14 protein-coding genes are annotated in these 16,382 nt (G+C 43.8%); 13 read left to right on the forward strand and 1 reads right to left on the reverse strand.

Annotated elements, in window-relative coordinates:
• The first annotated feature begins 147 nt into the window (after positions 1–147).
• From CVU62_12085 to CVU62_12145, 13 genes are all read left to right on the forward strand, one after another.
• The gene (locus CVU62_12085) at positions 148–1,359 is read left to right on the forward strand and encodes an MBL fold metallo-hydrolase (GenBank protein ID PKN36836.1); all 1,212 of its coding nucleotides are present in this window, start codon (positions 148–150) and stop codon (positions 1,357–1,359) included.
• A gap of 93 nt (positions 1,360–1,452) precedes the next feature.
• Complete coding sequence (locus tag CVU62_12090) at positions 1,453–1,611, forward strand: rubredoxin (protein ID PKN36837.1); 159 nt, start codon at positions 1,453–1,455, stop codon at positions 1,609–1,611.
• 157 nt (positions 1,612–1,768) lie between these two features.
• The gene (locus tag CVU62_12095; GenBank protein PKN36838.1) at positions 1,769–2,266 is read left to right on the forward strand and encodes a rubrerythrin; all 498 of its coding nucleotides are present in this window, start codon (positions 1,769–1,771) and stop codon (positions 2,264–2,266) included.
• A gap of 182 nt (positions 2,267–2,448) precedes the next feature.
• Entirely contained in the window at positions 2,449–3,315 is an 867-nt protein-coding gene (locus CVU62_12100) for a MipA/OmpV family protein (protein PKN36839.1), read from the forward strand.
• A 71-nt stretch (positions 3,316–3,386) separates the two neighbouring features.
• Positions 3,387–3,797 (forward strand): phage holin family protein, encoded by a 411-nt coding sequence (locus CVU62_12105; protein ID PKN36840.1) that lies wholly within the window; start codon positions 3,387–3,389, stop codon positions 3,795–3,797.
• Complete coding sequence (locus CVU62_12110) at positions 3,788–6,445, forward strand: DNA mismatch repair protein MutS (GenBank protein ID PKN36841.1); 2,658 nt, start codon at positions 3,788–3,790, stop codon at positions 6,443–6,445. Before CVU62_12105 ends, CVU62_12110 begins: the two co-directional genes overlap by 10 nt.
• Before the next feature lie 119 nt (positions 6,446–6,564).
• Positions 6,565–7,215, forward strand: coding sequence for a nitroreductase (locus CVU62_12115; protein PKN36842.1), 651 nt, complete (start codon positions 6,565–6,567; stop codon positions 7,213–7,215).
• Between the two features lie 197 nt (positions 7,216–7,412).
• The gene (locus CVU62_12120; protein ID PKN36843.1) at positions 7,413–8,351 is read left to right on the forward strand and encodes a fructose-bisphosphatase class I; all 939 of its coding nucleotides are present in this window, start codon (positions 7,413–7,415) and stop codon (positions 8,349–8,351) included.
• 21 nt (positions 8,352–8,372) lie between these two features.
• Positions 8,373–9,767, forward strand: a complete 1,395-nt coding sequence (locus CVU62_12125; GenBank protein ID PKN36844.1) for an aldolase — start codon at positions 8,373–8,375, stop codon at positions 9,765–9,767.
• A gap of 61 nt (positions 9,768–9,828) precedes the next feature.
• Positions 9,829–10,863 (forward strand): alcohol dehydrogenase, encoded by a 1,035-nt coding sequence (locus CVU62_12130; protein PKN36845.1) that lies wholly within the window; start codon positions 9,829–9,831, stop codon positions 10,861–10,863.
• A 72-nt stretch (positions 10,864–10,935) separates the two neighbouring features.
• The gene (locus CVU62_12135; protein PKN36846.1) at positions 10,936–12,504 is read left to right on the forward strand and encodes a bifunctional ADP-dependent NAD(P)H-hydrate dehydratase/NAD(P)H-hydrate epimerase; all 1,569 of its coding nucleotides are present in this window, start codon (positions 10,936–10,938) and stop codon (positions 12,502–12,504) included.
• A gap of 162 nt (positions 12,505–12,666) precedes the next feature.
• Positions 12,667–12,936, forward strand: coding sequence for a DNA-binding protein HU (locus CVU62_12140; protein PKN36847.1), 270 nt, complete (start codon positions 12,667–12,669; stop codon positions 12,934–12,936).
• A gap of 544 nt (positions 12,937–13,480) precedes the next feature.
• Complete coding sequence (locus CVU62_12145; protein PKN36848.1) at positions 13,481–15,043, forward strand: AMP-dependent synthetase; 1,563 nt, start codon at positions 13,481–13,483, stop codon at positions 15,041–15,043.
• 163 nt (positions 15,044–15,206) lie between these two features.
• On the opposite strand, the gene CVU62_12150 is transcribed toward CVU62_12145, so the two are convergent.
• Positions 15,207–16,241: a hypothetical protein gene (locus CVU62_12150; GenBank protein ID PKN36849.1), complete on the reverse strand. Its 1,035-nt coding sequence runs from the start codon at positions 16,239–16,241 to the stop codon at positions 15,207–15,209.
• Between the last annotated feature and the right edge of the window lie 141 nt (positions 16,242–16,382).

A 16,382-nucleotide genomic window follows, 5' to 3' on the forward strand; every position in this document is an offset into this window, starting at 1 on the left:
AGAGAGGTATGTCAATATTATAAAAAAGCAAAATGGCAGTTATTTCTGCAAGGTGTGAAATACAGGCAAATTGGTATAAGTATTGATTGACATTGCCTTATGAGAACTTATATTATTCGCAACGTAAATCAAGGAAGAGGTGAAATAATGAAGGATATTTATTCGGCTGTAAAAGTGACTGATAATGTTTACTGGGTCGGTGCCATCGATTGGACAATCCGCGATTTTCATGGATACACCACGCCGCACGGCAGTACTTATAACGCTTATCTGGTGATGGCGGATGATATTACCTTAATCGATACGGTCAAAGCGCCGTTTATGGGTGAGATGCTGGCCCGTATTAAATCCGTCGTCGAACCTTCCAAAATAAAATATATCGTTTCCAATCATTCCGAAATGGATCATTCCGGCTGTCTGCCCGAAGTAATTGATTTAATCAAACCTCAAAAGGTTTTCGCTTCGGCAACTGGCGTAAAAACTTTGAAAGAATTGTTTCATGATGAACATGAAATCATGCCCGTCAAGGATGGAGAAACTCTCAGCCTTGGCAATATGGACCTGACTTTCATGGAAACACGCATGATTCACTGGCCGGACAGCATGTTTACATATCTGGCCAATGATGGACTTTTGTTTTCGCAGGACGCTTTCGGCATGCATCTGGCAACGCTGGAGCGCTTTGCCGATGAAATTCCGGCAGCAACTCTGGAATATGAAGGGGCGACCTACTACGCCAATATCGTTCTGCCTTATTCGGCAATTGTTCTGAAGGCTTTGGAAAAGGTTGCGGCAGCGGGGCTAAAAATCAAAATTATTGCTCCCGATCACGGACCGATTTGGCGCAAAGATCTTGGCTGGATAATTGATCTTTATAAAAAATGGGCTTCGCAAAAACCTACGGCCAAAGCGGTTGTGGTTTATGCGACGATGTGGCATTCCACCGAGAAAATGGCTCGTGCCATCAGCGAGGCTTTGGCGGAGGCGGGCGTGAAGGTAAAACTTCTGTCCATGAATGAAACTCACCGCAGTGAAGTAGTTTATGAAGTACTTGACGCCGGTGCGCTGATTGTCGGTTCGCCGACGCTCAACAACAATATTCTGCCGCAGATGGCGGATGTGATGACTTATCTGAAGGGATTGAAACCGGCAAATAAGATCGGCGCGGCTTTCGGCTCATACGGATGGAGCGGAGAATCAGTGAAACATTTGGAGACAATACTCAAGGAAATGAAGGTGAATATTGTTTTTGAATCAATTGCGGTGAAGAACGCTCCCGGAGACGATGTCCTGAAGAAGTGTCATGAGTTGGGGAAAAATATTGCAGAGGAACTGCTAAAAAGAACGATTACCAATTAAAGAATACGTGTCATTCTTCCCCCTTTTATAAAGGGGGATTGAGGGGGATTTTTCAAAAATCTTTAAAGCTTAAAAAATATTAAGGAGTGAATGATGGAAAAATATGTTTGCGGTGTATGTGGTTATGTTTACGATCCGGCAAAGGGAGATAATGATGGTGGGATTGCTCCGGGAACTCCATTTGAAGAATTACCCGATGATTGGACTTGTCCGGTGTGCGGGGCGGCGAAGAGTGAATTCTCTCCGGAATAACGATTCCAATTTCAAATCAAAGCGCTACCTTTGTTGGCTTCGTCGTCAGCTTCCTCAACGTATTTTCATATACGCCTGCGGAGCCTCCTCCTTGCCGCCTTGATATCATCTTTGATTTGAAACTGGGGGAAAAAAATTTATAATCAAGGATAACAATATGGATAAAATTCAGGATGCTTTAAATCAGGCGTATACAGGTGAAGCAAAGGCCGCACTTAGGCTCAAGGTTTACGCGCAGAAAGCGGAAGATGAAGGCTACAAGCAAATGGCAAAGCTTTTCCGAGTTATAGCTTTTTCGGAAGAGATTCACGGCGCGAGAGCTTTGAGGGTGCTTAAGGAAATAAAAAGCACGGAAGAGAATCTGGCCGCCAGCTTCGAATCGGAAAAACAGGTTGCCGAAGTTGCTTATGACAAGTTTGTCAAACTGGCGGAGGAAGAGGGCAATAAGGAGGCTGTGCTGCATTTCAGCCAGAGCAAGGATGTGGAGGAAACTCACGCCAAGCTTTATAAAGAGGCAATGTCGCACTACATGGAAGAAAGGGAAACGACTTACTACGTCTGTAAAGTATGCGGCTATGTCGCCGACGGCGTTCTGCCTGATGAATGTCCCGTTTGCGGCGCGAAGGCGAAGATGTTTGTGTCCTTTGATAAATAGAAATTATGATCAACGCCCAATAAAGTAAAATACTGGATTATCCGGTCAAGCCGGATAATGACACCATTTTTGTCATGCCGTTGCAGAACGGCATCCAGAAAAAAGAAAACTGGATTCCCGCCTACGCGGGAATGACACGATATAAATAGAGATTTGATTTAGGATTGGCAGTAGGTGAAAATATGCGCATTCGTTACAGGGTAATAATTGCTTTATTGCTTTTGAGTTTTTTATTGCCCGTCAGTGCAATTTGCGAAGAAAAACCTCTCGAGAAGCCGCCAGGTAAGCCTTTGTGGGAATTAGGTGTAGGTTTGGGGCTGCTCCAGATGCCAGATTACCGGGGCTCGGATGAAAACAGGCTGTATCTGCTGCCCTATCCTTATCTCGTTTATCGCGGCGACTTTTTAAAAGTAGACGAACAGCGCATAACCGGACAGATTTTTAAAACAGATCGGATTTTGCTGGATTTTAGCGGCTTTGGCGCTGTGCCGGTAAAGAGTTCCGATAACTCCGCCCGCAACGGAATGGAGGATTTGGATGCAACTTTTGAATTAGGACCGGCCTTAAAGATTAAACTTTGGGAAAGCAAAGAAGATAAGTTTAAATTAAGTTTGTCCTTGCCGGTGCGAGCTTTTTTTTCCACTGATTTTTCTTCCGTGCGTCGCGAGGGGTGGGTATTCAGTCCGCGAATTAATTTTGTAAAAGATGATTTAATCCCCGAAACCGGTTTAAATCTGGGAATATCCGTAGGTCCCATGTTTGCCGATAGCGGTTATCATGCATATTACTACACCGTGGAACCGGCTTACGCGACACCAGCGCGTCCCGCGTATTCGGCCGGTGGCGGATACAGCGGTTCAACGCTCACCGTTGGTTTGGGTAAATCTTATAAACAATTCAATTTTAATGCCTTTGTCAGCACTGATTTTCTTCAGGGAGCGTCTTTTGAAGACAGTCCTTTGGTAAAAAGGGAAACTTCCATCATGAGCGGTGTCAGTGTTTCCTGGGTTTTCTTCAAATCGGCAAAAACTGTTAATGTGGAAAAGTGAAAAGAAAAAAAGTGAATGGTGAAGAGTGAATAGTGAAGAGTGAAGAGTGAATTGAAATTAGAGGTAGGGTAATGATAGTTATAATAACAAGGTGGTTAATCATAACGGTGGCAATTCTGCTTGCTTCGCAATTTGTTCCGGGCATCAAAGTTGATTCTCTTTCAACGGCGGTTATTGCCGCCTGTGTTTTGGGTCTGATCAATGTTTTTATCAGACCGGTTGTAGTTCTTCTGACTCTGCCTTTGAGCATTCTGACGCTGGGATTGTTTTATTTTTTCATCAACGCTTTTTTGCTGAAACTGGTTGCTTATTTTGTGTCGGGATTTGAAGTATCCAGTTTTTTCGCTGCATTTTTCGGTTCACTGATCATCAGTGTGGTCAATTGGCTGGCCAATTCCTTTATCATCACTCATAAAATAGATAAGCCGGATGATCCTGACTATATTGACTTGAAAAAAGGGGACGACGGCAAATGGCGGTAGACGCGACACTCGATTTAACTCCGGCGATGAAGCAGTACGTAAAAATCAAGGAAAATCATCCCGATTGTATTTTGCTTTATCGTATGGGTGATTTCTACGAAATGTTTTTTGAAGACGCGGTGACTGCCGCGCCTGTTCTGGAAATCACTCTTACCTCGCGCAATAAAGGCAAAGAAGACAGCGTGCCGCTTTGCGGCTTTCCCTACCATGCCGCTTCCGCCTATATTACCAAACTTGTGGAAAAGGGCTTCAAGGTGGCGATATGCGAGCAGGTTGAAGACCCGAAAAAAGCAAAGGGAATTGTTAAAAGAGAAGTAATCCGGGTTATCACTCCCGGGCTTGTTCTGGATGAAGAAAATCTTTCTGCGGGTGAAAATAATTATCTGGCCTGCTTGTGTGCACACAAGGATACACTGGGTCTGGCTTTTCTGGATATTTCCACGGGAGAATTCCAAATCAGCGAATTTACCGACCGCGAATTTTTCTTCACCGCTATCGCCGGGTTGGATTTTAAGGAATTAATTCTTCCGCGTGATTTCCCTGATAAGATTTTGTTAAAAACGCTGGAGACGCAAATGCCCGAGCTCCGGATTAATTATCTGGAGGATGATTGTTTTCAAACCGCGATGGTTCAGAATACTCTGAATCAGATTTTCCCCGCCGAAGTTTTGATGAGTTCCAGAATAAAAGAATATCCGGCTGCAATGATCGCATCCGGCGCGATTTTAAGCTACGTCAACCAGACGCAAAAAATCAATCCTCAGCATATAAGCGAAATCAAATGGTACTCTACGGAAAATTTTCTCCTGCTGGATGATACCGCCCGCCGTAATCTTGAGCTGTTCGCGACAATTCAGGACAACTCTAAAGCAGGCTCTCTTTTTTCACTTTTTAATGAAACGCTGACGCCGATGGGAACCCGCCGCCTGCGCTGGTGGATGAACTATCCGCTGGTGGATACAGAAAGAATCAAAACAAGGTTGGCTGCAGTTGCCGAACTCAAGGACGATCACAGCCTGCGGGCAAATCTGCGTAAAATATTATCACGCATTTATGACATGGAAAGGCTGGCCGGCAGGGTTTCTTTACGGGTGGCTAATCCCCGCGATTTGGTCGCACTGAAAGTTTCTCTTATGGCGATACCTGAGCTCAAAGCAATGCTTAGGGATTGCACCTCTCCTGCGATTGCTGCGATCCGTTCCCGGTTTACGGAAATGTCCGCGGTCGTTGAGTTGATTTCGCGGGCGATTATTGACGATCCGCCGCCCAAAACTCAGGATGGCGGTTTTATTGCTATCGGTTATGATGAAGAACTGGACAAATTGAGATTTATAAGCCGCGACGGTAAAAAATGGATAGCCGGCCTGGAAGCCGAGGAGCGGAAGAAAACAGGAATCAACTCTCTGAAGATCGGTTTCAATAACGTTTTCGGCTACTATATCGAAGTGACCAAAGCCAATGCCACACTGGTTCCAGATTCCTACATCAGAAAACAGACGCTGGTTAACGCCGAGCGTTATATCAATCAGGAGTTGAAGGAATTTGAGCAAACTGTTCTTAATGCGGAAGAAAAAATCAGGGAAAGAGAACAGGAACTGTTTATTGCCCTGCGCGACAGTCTTGACCAGTATATCGCCGACATTCAAAATAATTCATCTCTCGTTGCCGAGCTTGATGCTTTGTCCGCTCTGTCCGAAGTTGCCGAAAAACATCATTACACTTGTCCGGAAATAAATGAAGACGATACCATCGATATAAAAGATGGACGCCACCCTGTCGTGGAGGTGGCATTGACCAAAGAAGGCTTTGTACCGAACGATTGTTTGATGGATTTACAAAGCAATAAACTGCTTGTTATTACCGGCCCGAACATGGCGGGCAAATCCACTTACATCAGGCAGGTGGCTTTGATTGTTCTTCTGGCACAAATGGGAAGTTTCGTGCCGGCGGCCAGGGCTAAAATAGGTATTGTTGATAAAATATTCACCCGCATCGGTGCGTCCGACAGTTTGATTAAAGGTCAGAGCACCTTCATGGTGGAGATGACGGAAACAGCCGAAATTTTAAAAAATGCGACATCACGTTCTTTGGTTATAATTGATGAAGTGGGACGCGGCACTTCCACTTTTGATGGATTGAGCATTGCCTGGGCGGTTGCCGAATACATACATGATTTTCAAGGAAGGGGCGTTCGATCGCTTTTTGCCACTCACTATCATCAATTGACGGATCTGACGGTAACAAAATCAGGGGCAAAAAATTATAATATCGCGGTTAAGGAATGGGGAGAAAAAATAATTTTCCTGCGCAAGATCATGGAGGGTGGAACCAGCCGCAGTTACGGCATCGAAGTGGCGCGCATTGCCGGCGTGCCCAAAGAAGTAATTGCCCGAGCCAAAGAAATATTGCGCAATCTGGAAAAAGGAGAATTTGACGAAATCGGCATGCCCCGCATAGTCCGGGGAACCCGCGAAGGTAAAAATGCAAGTCCCCAGTTGAATCTTTTTGCGAGAAAAGAAAGCGCGATTGCGCGGGAAAATAAAAATGAAGAGATTGTTACTGAACTTAAAACTCTTGATATTCATTCCATGTCGCCGCTGGAAGCACTCAATAAATTGAACGAGCTGAAAAATAAAATATCTGATTAATACAGATATTTTATTTTTCAATATCATTCTTCATCTCGACCGGCAATCCGGTCAAACATATAAGGATTAATTATGAGAATAAGATAACTTCCAACATTATTCAAAGAGGAGGGCTGATCATGTTTAAGAAAACATTTTTAACAGGCACTGTAGTGTTAATTATAGTTTCATTTATTACAGCATTATGGGCAGCGGAATTATCACCCATCAAACTGCCGCCGCCGAATCTGAAGAGTGGTAAATCGTTGATGCAAGCTCTGCAGGCTAGAAAATCATCGAGGGATTTCAGTACAAGAAAACTGCCGGTAGAAGTTCTTTCCAATCTGCTCTGGGCTGCCAATGGAATTAACAGGCAGGAATCAGGGAAAAGAACCGCTCCTTCCGCTGTAAATTGGCAGGAAGTTGATATTTATGTTGCCATGGCCGACGGCCTCTATCTTTATAATGCCAAGGAACACACATTAAAACCGGTTATCAAAAACGATATCCGGGAGCTGACGGGCAAGCAGGCTTTTGTAAAAGAAGCGCCTGTAAATTTAATATATGTCGCCGATTATACCAGAATGGGCAAAGCTAACGCAGAAGAAAGAAATTTCTACTCGGCCGCAGATACCGGGTTTATTGCGCAGAATGTTTATTTATACTGTGCCTCAGAGGGGCTGGCAACGGTCATCAGAGGTTCGATCGATAGAGATGTTCTGGCAAAAGCTATGCGGCTTAGTGATAATCAAAAGATTATTATGTCGCAGACTGTAGGCTATCCGGAATAATCAGGATAAGTTAATGCGGTTTAAATCCGCGTAAATATTTGCTTGTAATGATAATGAATATTGGTTAATAAATATGCACATTTTGCTCGATTTATAATACAGGGCATAACAAATAACAGAAACTTTTTTTGCTATATTTACTTATGCAGGAATGGCAGCCGTAACTCGTGAATTTTTCTGCAAAAAAGGAGGATAAAATGGGAGAAGAAAATAGTGATTATACTAAAAACTTCGTTGATTTAAGACGGCACATGTGGATGGAGGGTGTGGAAGTAGAGTTGCGGCGTCTTATTTGGCAAATTGCCGTTGTTGGTAAATATATCTCTGCAAAGATTCATGAGTCCAACAGAAAACTTGCCGGATTCAAGAATGTTTATGGTGACGAGCAACTGGCGCTGGATCGTATTTCCGATGACATATTAAAAAGTCAGTTAAAATTTTCCGGGTTCGTGCGGGAATACGCTTCGGAAGAATTGGAAGATATAGTTAAGATCGGCACCGGCAAAGAAAAGTACATTGTAACGGCCGATCCGCTTGATGGTTCATCGCTCGTCGATACCAATCTGGCTATCGGAACAATTATCGGCATTCATAAAGAGTCCATACTGGATTCCGGCAGAAGAACAATGGTAGCCGCGCTTTATATTACGTATGGTCCGCTGATTACGATGATCTATTCGGCAGGGAAGGGTACACATGAATTTGTTCTCGATCGTGAAGGCGAGTATGTTTTGTCTCAGGAGAATATCAGGCTGAAGGAGAAGGGCTCAATTTTTTCACCGGGTGGATTGCGCCGTGATTGGATACCGGAGCATCTTAAATTTGTCGAACAATTGGAAAAGGATGGTTACAAATTACGTTACAGTGGTGGTTTTGTTCCCGACATTAATCAAATCCTGATAAAAAAAGGTGGCATATTTACTTATCCCGCTCTAAAAAAATCTCCACAGGGGAAATTACGCTTGCTGTTTGAATTACAGCCCATGGCTTTTATTGTAGAACAAGCCGGAGGTCTTGCGACAGACGGTAATCAAGATATTTTATCTTTAAAAGTAGAAAATGTTAATCAGCTCTCGCCGATTTACATTGGCAGTGTGACGGAAGTACAAATGGCGAAAAAAATGTTATCAGCATAATACACATTATAAGGAGTATTTATGATTTACAAAGACAAGAATCAGTTACAAAATGGGTGTGCTAAGATAATTGAACTGGATGGCAATGATGTCCGCATTCTGGATGAAAATAGACTTCAAAGTGAACTCATTGATGATTTGATTTACACAGCGGTATTCAGTCCTGATCAGGCGACTCAGGAGGCTTCTCGCTGGCTGATACGGCGCGCGGGCGCGGCTTTGGGAATTATTTCTGCTTCGATTCAATCTGTTTATGAGGCAATGGGACGAGGAGAACTGAAAGGCTTCACGGTTCCGGCGATTAACATTCGGGGAATAACGTACGATACGGCTCAGGCTGTTTTTCGCGCAATAATTAAAGGTCAGGTAGGTCCGGTTATTTTCGAGATTGCCCGTTCCGAGATAGGTTATACGTCGCAAAAGCCTCTTGAATATACTTGCGCTGTAACCGCTGCCGCGATCAAAACCGGATATCACGGCCCGATTTTCCTCCAGGGCGATCACTTCCAAATTAATGCTAAGAAGTTTGCCGCTGATGCCGTTAAAGAAACGCAGGCGGTAAAAAACTTAATTTGGGAAGCGATTGAAGCCGGATTTTACAATATTGATATAGACACTTCCACCCTGGTGGACCTGGCAAAAGCAACCACCAAAGAGCAGCAAAAGACAAACTACAGCCTAGCGGCGGAGCTTACCACTATGATACGCGATTTAGAGCCTGAAGGAATTACTGTATCCGTAGGCGGTGAAATCGGCGAGGTCGGCGGTAAAAACAGCACGGTTGAAGAACTCCAGGCTTTTATGGAAGGGTATCTGGAAGAACTCAAAAAAGGCGGTGAATCGCTTAAAGGAATAAGTAAAATCAGCGTCCAGACGGGAACAACGCATGGAGGCGTTCCTCTGGCGGACGGCAGCGTGGCCAAAGTTAAAATTGATTTTGCGGTTTTGGAGAAATTATCCGCGCTGGCGCGTTCTCAATACGGCCTCGCCGGAGCGGTCCAGCACGGTGCATCTACTCTGCCCAATGAAGCCTTTGATAACTTTCCGGCTATGGGCACAGCTGAAATTCATCTGGCAACTGGTTTCCAGAACATCATTTACGACAGTCCTAATTTCCCCGGAGATTTAAGAGAAAAACTTTATGAGTACATAAAAAAAGAAATGAAGGACGAATGGAAAGAAAAAGATACCGAGGAACAATTTATTTACAAGACGCGTAAGAAAGGATTCGGTCCGTTCAAACTGGACATGTGGAATCTTCCGGCGGAAACGCGCAAAAAGTTGGGCGCCGAATTAGAAAAACAATTCTCATTCTTATTCGAAAAGCTCAAAGTGAATTCGACACAGGACGTCATTAAAAAATATGTTCGTCCGATAGATGTGCAAATAGAGTTGCCTGCTGCCCTGAAGGGCTAAACTAAATCAACTTTAATGTTACCCGCTAACTGGGTTAAATTGGTTGATGGAATATGACTAGATGAAAGCGGCAATCTTAGAGAAGATATCCAGTTTAGAAGAAAACAAACAACCTTTGAAAATGGTTGAATTGCCTAAGCCTGTGGTTGGGGCGGAAGAAATTCTGGTAAAAGTATCTGCCTGCGGCATTTGTCACACGGAATTGGATGAGATCGAAGGAAGAACTCGTCCATCGAAGCTACCAATCATTCCAGGGCATCAAGTAGTCGGCACGGTTGCCCAAAGAGGTAATCTGGCAAGAAAATTTGATATTGGCGCCAGAGTTGGAATAGGTTGGATTAACTATGCTTGCGGTCAGTGCCCGGCATGTATTTCCGAAAATGAAAATCTTTGCTCTGATTTCAGGGCAACCGGCAGAGATGTCCACGGCGGTTATGCCCAATATTTGGCGATCGCGGAGGATTTTGCTTTCGCTATTCCGGCTGTTTTTTCCGATGTTCAGGCAGCTCCGCTATTGTGTGCCGGAGCTATAGGGTATCGGTCGCTACGTTTGGCTAATTTAGCCGATGGACAACGGTTGGGACTGGCTGGCTTTGGCGCGTCCGCTCATCTGGTATTGAAGATGGTTCGTTACCGCTACCCTCACACGAAAATATTCGTTTTTGCCCGTAATAAAGATGAACAGACTTTTGCCCGTGATCTGGGTGCTGTTTGGGCGGGGGATATAAGTGCCCAATCACCTAAAAAACTTAATGCCATTATCGATACGACGCCTGTGTGGAAAACGATTATAGACACTTTGAAAAATCTGGAACCGGCCGGGAGATTAGTCATTAACGCTATCCGTAAAGAAGACAGAGACAAGAATCATCTTATGCAACTGGATTATGGTGATCATCTATGGCTGGAAAAAGAAATAAAAAGCGTAGCCAATGTGACACGCCAGGATATCGAAGAATTCTTAACTCTGGCTGCTCTGATACCAATAATACCGGAAGTGGAAGAATATCCGCTTAACGAAGCCAATCGTGCTCTTGTCGAAATAAAAGAAGGCAAAATCCGCGGTGCTAAAGTTTTGAGAATAAATGGCCACTGAACCAGTGCATATTTAATTAAGAAAACCCCGGCTTCGGCCGGAGGATGTTATACTATTTGCGGGGAACCGATTATGAAGATAACCAGTGTTGACGAAATGCGTTTTATGGATCGTTACGCCATAGAGAAGCTAAATATCGCCGAAGAAATTCTCATGGAAAATGCAGGTATGGCAGCGGTGCATGTATTGAAAGATAAAATCGGCATACAAGACAAAAAATATGTTATCTTTTGCGGTTCCGGTAATAACGGTGGTGACGGACTGGTAATTGCCCGCCTGCTTAATTCCCATGGCGGCTGCGTAAAAGTCTTTTTAATTGGCGATGTCAGTAAGTATCAGGGAGCAGCTAAGACAAACTTCTCTATAATTGCGCAACTACCTATAGAAGTAATTAGACTGGAAAGTGCCGCGGCAGCCAAAAAAGAAGTTGCCCATTGTGATGCGGTTATTGATGCCATTTTCGGTACGGGTCTTGATCGATCGATTAGCGGCCTGGCGGAAGAAGTGATTACACTGATTAACAAAAGTAAAAAGAAAGTTTTATCTCTCGATATTCCCTCCGGTATTAACGGCAATACCGGCGAAGTAATGGGAATAGCTATCAGAGCTGATTATACCGTTACTTTCGGTTTGCCCAAAATCGGCAACATGTTTTATCCGGGTTATGGGCTTGGCGGGGAATTGTTTGTCAGTTACATTTCTTTTCCACCATCGCTAACTGAAGATAACAAGTTAAAAGTTGCAACCAATGATTATGTAGCTCTTCCTCAGCGATCTGTCGAAGCTTATAAAGGTTCAATGGGAGATGTTCTCTTTATTGCGGGAGCGGCTAACTATTACGGAGCTCCTTATTTCGCGGCCATGTCCTTTTTAAAATCAGGTGGCGGTTACGCTCGCCTTGCCGCGCCCCGATCAGTTGTTCCTGTTGTGGCGAAGCGGGGTAGAGAAATGGTCTATTTACCGCAGGAAGAGACAGAAACGCGCAGCATTGCCCTGAAAAATAAAAAAACTTTGCTTGATGTTGCGGCAAAAGTTGATATGGTCGTCATTGGTCCGGGTCTTTCCCTACAAGAAGAAACAGTAAAGCTTGTCAGGGAATTGACAGAGAAAATAAAAGTGCCGTTACTCATCGATGGCGATGGTCTTACGGCGATTGCGGAAAATCCCGGAATATTGCGCAACCGTAAAGCAGCGACAATCCTGACGCCGCACATGGGCGAAATGGCGCGGCTCACCGGTTGCTCAGCAGCCCAAATCAATAGTGATAAGGTTACATTTCTGCGGGAAACTGCAGCAAGACTCAAAGCAACGATTGTTTTGAAAGGTGCGCATTCGCTGATTGGCAAACCAGATAGCAATGTTTATATCAATTTGAGCGGTAACGCCGGTATGGCAACAGCCGGTTCGGGCGATGTTCTTACCGGCTGTATTGCGGCAATGTATGGCATGGGATTAAAACCTGATGAGGCGGTGCGCAAGGGAGTATTTCTTCACGGCTATGCCGGGGATCTGGCTGCGGCAAAAAAAGGCGTCGACGGCATCACGGCAACGGATATCATGGAATTCCTGCCGAAAGCGCTGAAGCATGACCGCGAAGAAATTATTGAGGCGAAATATTATAATCCACCGGTAATATTTTAGAGACGTAGTATTCTACATTCCGCTCTTGTGTATATCCCGAGGGGAAAGAGATGTCGTTGGATGACAAATTTCATTAATTGTTGTGATTTGGATTGATTTGTGGCTAATGGTAATGTATAGTTTGTCATAAATCTAATTAAAATAAAAAACAGGAGGTAGTCAATGAACAAAGCTCAATTGATCGATGAAGTGGCAAAAGTTACCTGTACTAAGAAAGAAGCCGAACAGGCACTAGACGCAACATTTGCGGCAATCCAGAAAGCACTTAAGAAAGGCGCTACTGTTACGCTTGTTGGTTTTGGTACATTTCGTGTAAGTAAGAGAAAAGCCCGCACAGGCAGGAATCCCCAGACGGGAGCGGCCATTAAGATTGCCGCAAAGAAGGTTCCTGTATTTAAAGCAGGGAAAGGTCTGAAAGACGCGGTAAAGTAGATCGGCAATTAAACATATCCGGATATGTTTAAAAAGCCGTCTCTGTGTTTGGAGAGGCGGCTTTTTTATTTTAATCGGTATAACACGGTTGACCGTATTACGATTAAGACCAGTTTTAAAAGTAACTTTTATGAGTGTCCAAATCGGGAGAAAAATACATGACTAAATCTCTGAATTTGGCCTCGGACAATCTTGAACGTTTCAGGTGCTTTTTACTTATTGTCATGATAACTTTTTATAACTTTAGCTGATGCTTAACTAGTCTAGAGTCTTGAATAATCCGACTACTTTAGTTCTCTTAGTTTTAGCAAGTTACATAGGGCTTTTTAGGGGACATTAATGACTAATTATTGTTCCTTGGAGGTAGCTACACCAAATATAATTATAAGGTTTGAGTTGGTATATAAATAAAAACATTATAAAAAGTTATAATCTATTGGTTGGCACTATCCTTGCTAGTAAAATGAGGTTGCATAGAGTTGTTGATAAAGATTCGATTAAATATTTGTTCACTGTAAATATCAATGAAGAAGGGAGATTTAGTATGAGTCAGGTGTGGAATATTGGATACATAACGAGACAACAGGCCAGTTTAATACCGAATAACAAAGCTTTCATTTTTGAAGATGAGCCTATCACATTTAAAGAATTGAATGAACGTTCTAATAAAATGGCCAATTACTTACAGAGCACAGGAGTCAAAAAAGGCGATAGAATAGCCGTTTACCTTCAAAACTGTCCCGAGTTTATTTACTTATTCTTTGCCGTAGCCAAACTTGGTCTTATTATTGTTCCTCTGAACCTGAGGTTGGTAGGCCGTGAGCTTGAATACCAACTAAACAACAGCGGGTCCCGTATGCTTTTTTTCCATGCCAAATTTATCGACAATGTAACCAAAATTAAAAATAATATTCAGGTGGACGAGGACAAATATATCTGGCTGCCCGGCAGTGATAAAGATGCTCCTGATTGTCCCGATTGGGCCGTTCGTCTCCACGATCACTTTGATAATTTTTCCACAAATGAACCGGTTCTGGAGGAGTATGTATTTATGGACGACCCGTTGGGTATTATCTACACGTCGGGAGTTACCGGAGCTCCCAAGGGTGCGGTCGTAAGTCATAATCAGTCTTATTTTAAGGTCTTAAGTTTAACCGGTGTAGCGGCTCATGGCATTGTATTTCTTTCGCAACTGCCGCTATTCCACTCCGGCGGCCTTTTTATCAGTTTATTATCCTGCGTTGGCCGCGGTATGACGATGATCTTGAGAGAAAAATTTGATCCGGAGCGTTTTTGTCTTGATATTGAACAATACAAGGCAAATGTAGTTTTTGCCCTGACCACGATGTGGCGTCTTATTCTGGATTCGGGCATGTTGGACAAAGTCGATCGCAGCAGCGTTTTTATGTCTATCGGAGGCGGTGAAAGAACGCCCAAGGTTCTATTGGATAAATTAAAAGAAAAAGGAATTAAAGTGGGTGTAGGTTACGGACAGACCGAGAATTCGGCCATGACGGTTCTTTCATACGAAGAACTTCAACTCAAACCCGCTTCTGTCGGCAAACCCAGGGAATGGAGCGACATGTGGATTGAAGATGCGGATGGCAATAAACTGCCTCCGGGTGAAATTGGCGAAATAGTGGCTATTGGTCCGAAAGTGATGAGCGGATATTGGAATATGCCTGAGGCAACGGCAAAAGCCATTGTCAACGGTGTGCTCCATACCGGAGATCTAGGTTATATGGACGCAGAAGGGTATTTCTACATTGCGGACAGGGCCAAGGACATGTATCGGAGCGGAGGCGAGAACGTCTATCCTGCTGAGATAGAGAAGGTTCTCTACGACTACCCGAGAATCAAACATGTTGCCATAATCGGTATAGCTGATGACAAATGGGGTGAAACGGGCAAAGCCTTTGTCGTGAGTGAAGACGGAAAACCAATAACTAAGGAGGAAATTCACGCATTTCTCCAGGATAAAGTCAGCAAGTACAAATATCCATCCCATGTTGAAATGATAGATGAAATGCCCATGACAGCGACCGGCAAAATAATGAAGGTCGCTTTGAAGCAGAAGCATGGAGTTCGCCTGGATAAGGTGGATTAAGCATATAGAGATAATCGGGATATATTTGAAAAAATCAGAAGACAACTATTTTGTTTACACAGGCTGCGGAAGGTGATTCATCTTTCGCAGCCTTGTTTTTTGATCAGGAACCTGACGATCTGTTAGAAACAGCAGCTTTTCCTGATCCCCCGCTTTAATCCGGCTAATCATTTATAGAGTTCATAAATCCAATTTCCCGGGCGTAGGAAAACTGACGTTGCCAGGGGATACCTTGATGAACTTTCTCAAAAACATCCGGCCCTATCATCTTCAGGGATTCCGCATCCACTTCCACAGGATTATAGCCGCCGATAAAACCGGAATCCTCGCTGATGACGGGATGTTTACCCGGCAGACAGTCACATTCTACCGTAATATTAAGCAGGGCATTGATGACAATGCTTTTCTCCTGAATCTTCTTCCAGACGGCTGCCGCTGTTTCGACGAGCTTTTCCTGAAAAACCGTCATATCCGAATTCCAGAATATTTTTAGAGCCATTTCCGGGCACATGGCAATGCACTGAGCACAGCCAATGCATTTTTGTAAATCATATTCGGGATAATCTGGTTCAGAAAGACTGGCTGCTTTTGTCGGGCAGATGTTGACGCAAACACTGCATCTGGTGCATTTCTTTTTATTCAGAACAGGATGATAATCGGAATGCATACGCTGTTTCTGCGCGCGCGATGCAAATCCCATGGAAATGTTTTTGATGGCGCCACCAAACAGAGAAACCATATGTCCTTTGAAATGGGAAAAGATAACAAAACCCTGTGTCTTGTCAAAGACAGACGCTACCTGGACGGTTTTAAAATGTTTATAATCTGCCGGGATGGAAACGATATTTCTTCCATCAATGCCATCGGCGATAATGATCGGACATCCGAGAAAATCAGCCGTGTAACCGTGGTTGGCCGCTGTATTCAGGGAATCTTCGGCGGTGCGCCGGCCGCCGGAATAAAGCACTGTTGTATCAAAAACAAAGGGTTTAGCTCCCTGTGCGGTAAGCCAGCCGGCTATTTCTTTGGCATAGTCAGGAGGCAGATAGCCTTTGTTGCCCCGCTCGCCCCAATGGAGCTTGATTCCGACGCTGTCACCGGAAATAAAAGGTGTCCGGAATTGTTCTAAAAGTTGTCGTAGAACTGCGACGTATGGTTTTTCTGTACCTGTCACGGTTTCAAAGAAAAAATCAGTCATTATAAAACCTCATACTATTTTTCGGATAAATGTCTTCTTTACGATATAAGCAAATTTAGATTTATATTATTTCTTTAGATATCAGATCTCAAAATCTGATATCTAATTGTTTTATTATAAATCTTTTTCTTCTTGTTTGCA

It is taken from the genome of Deltaproteobacteria bacterium HGW-Deltaproteobacteria-2 (assembly GCA_002840505.1).
Lineage (GTDB): Bacteria > Desulfobacterota > Syntrophia > Syntrophales > Smithellaceae > Smithella.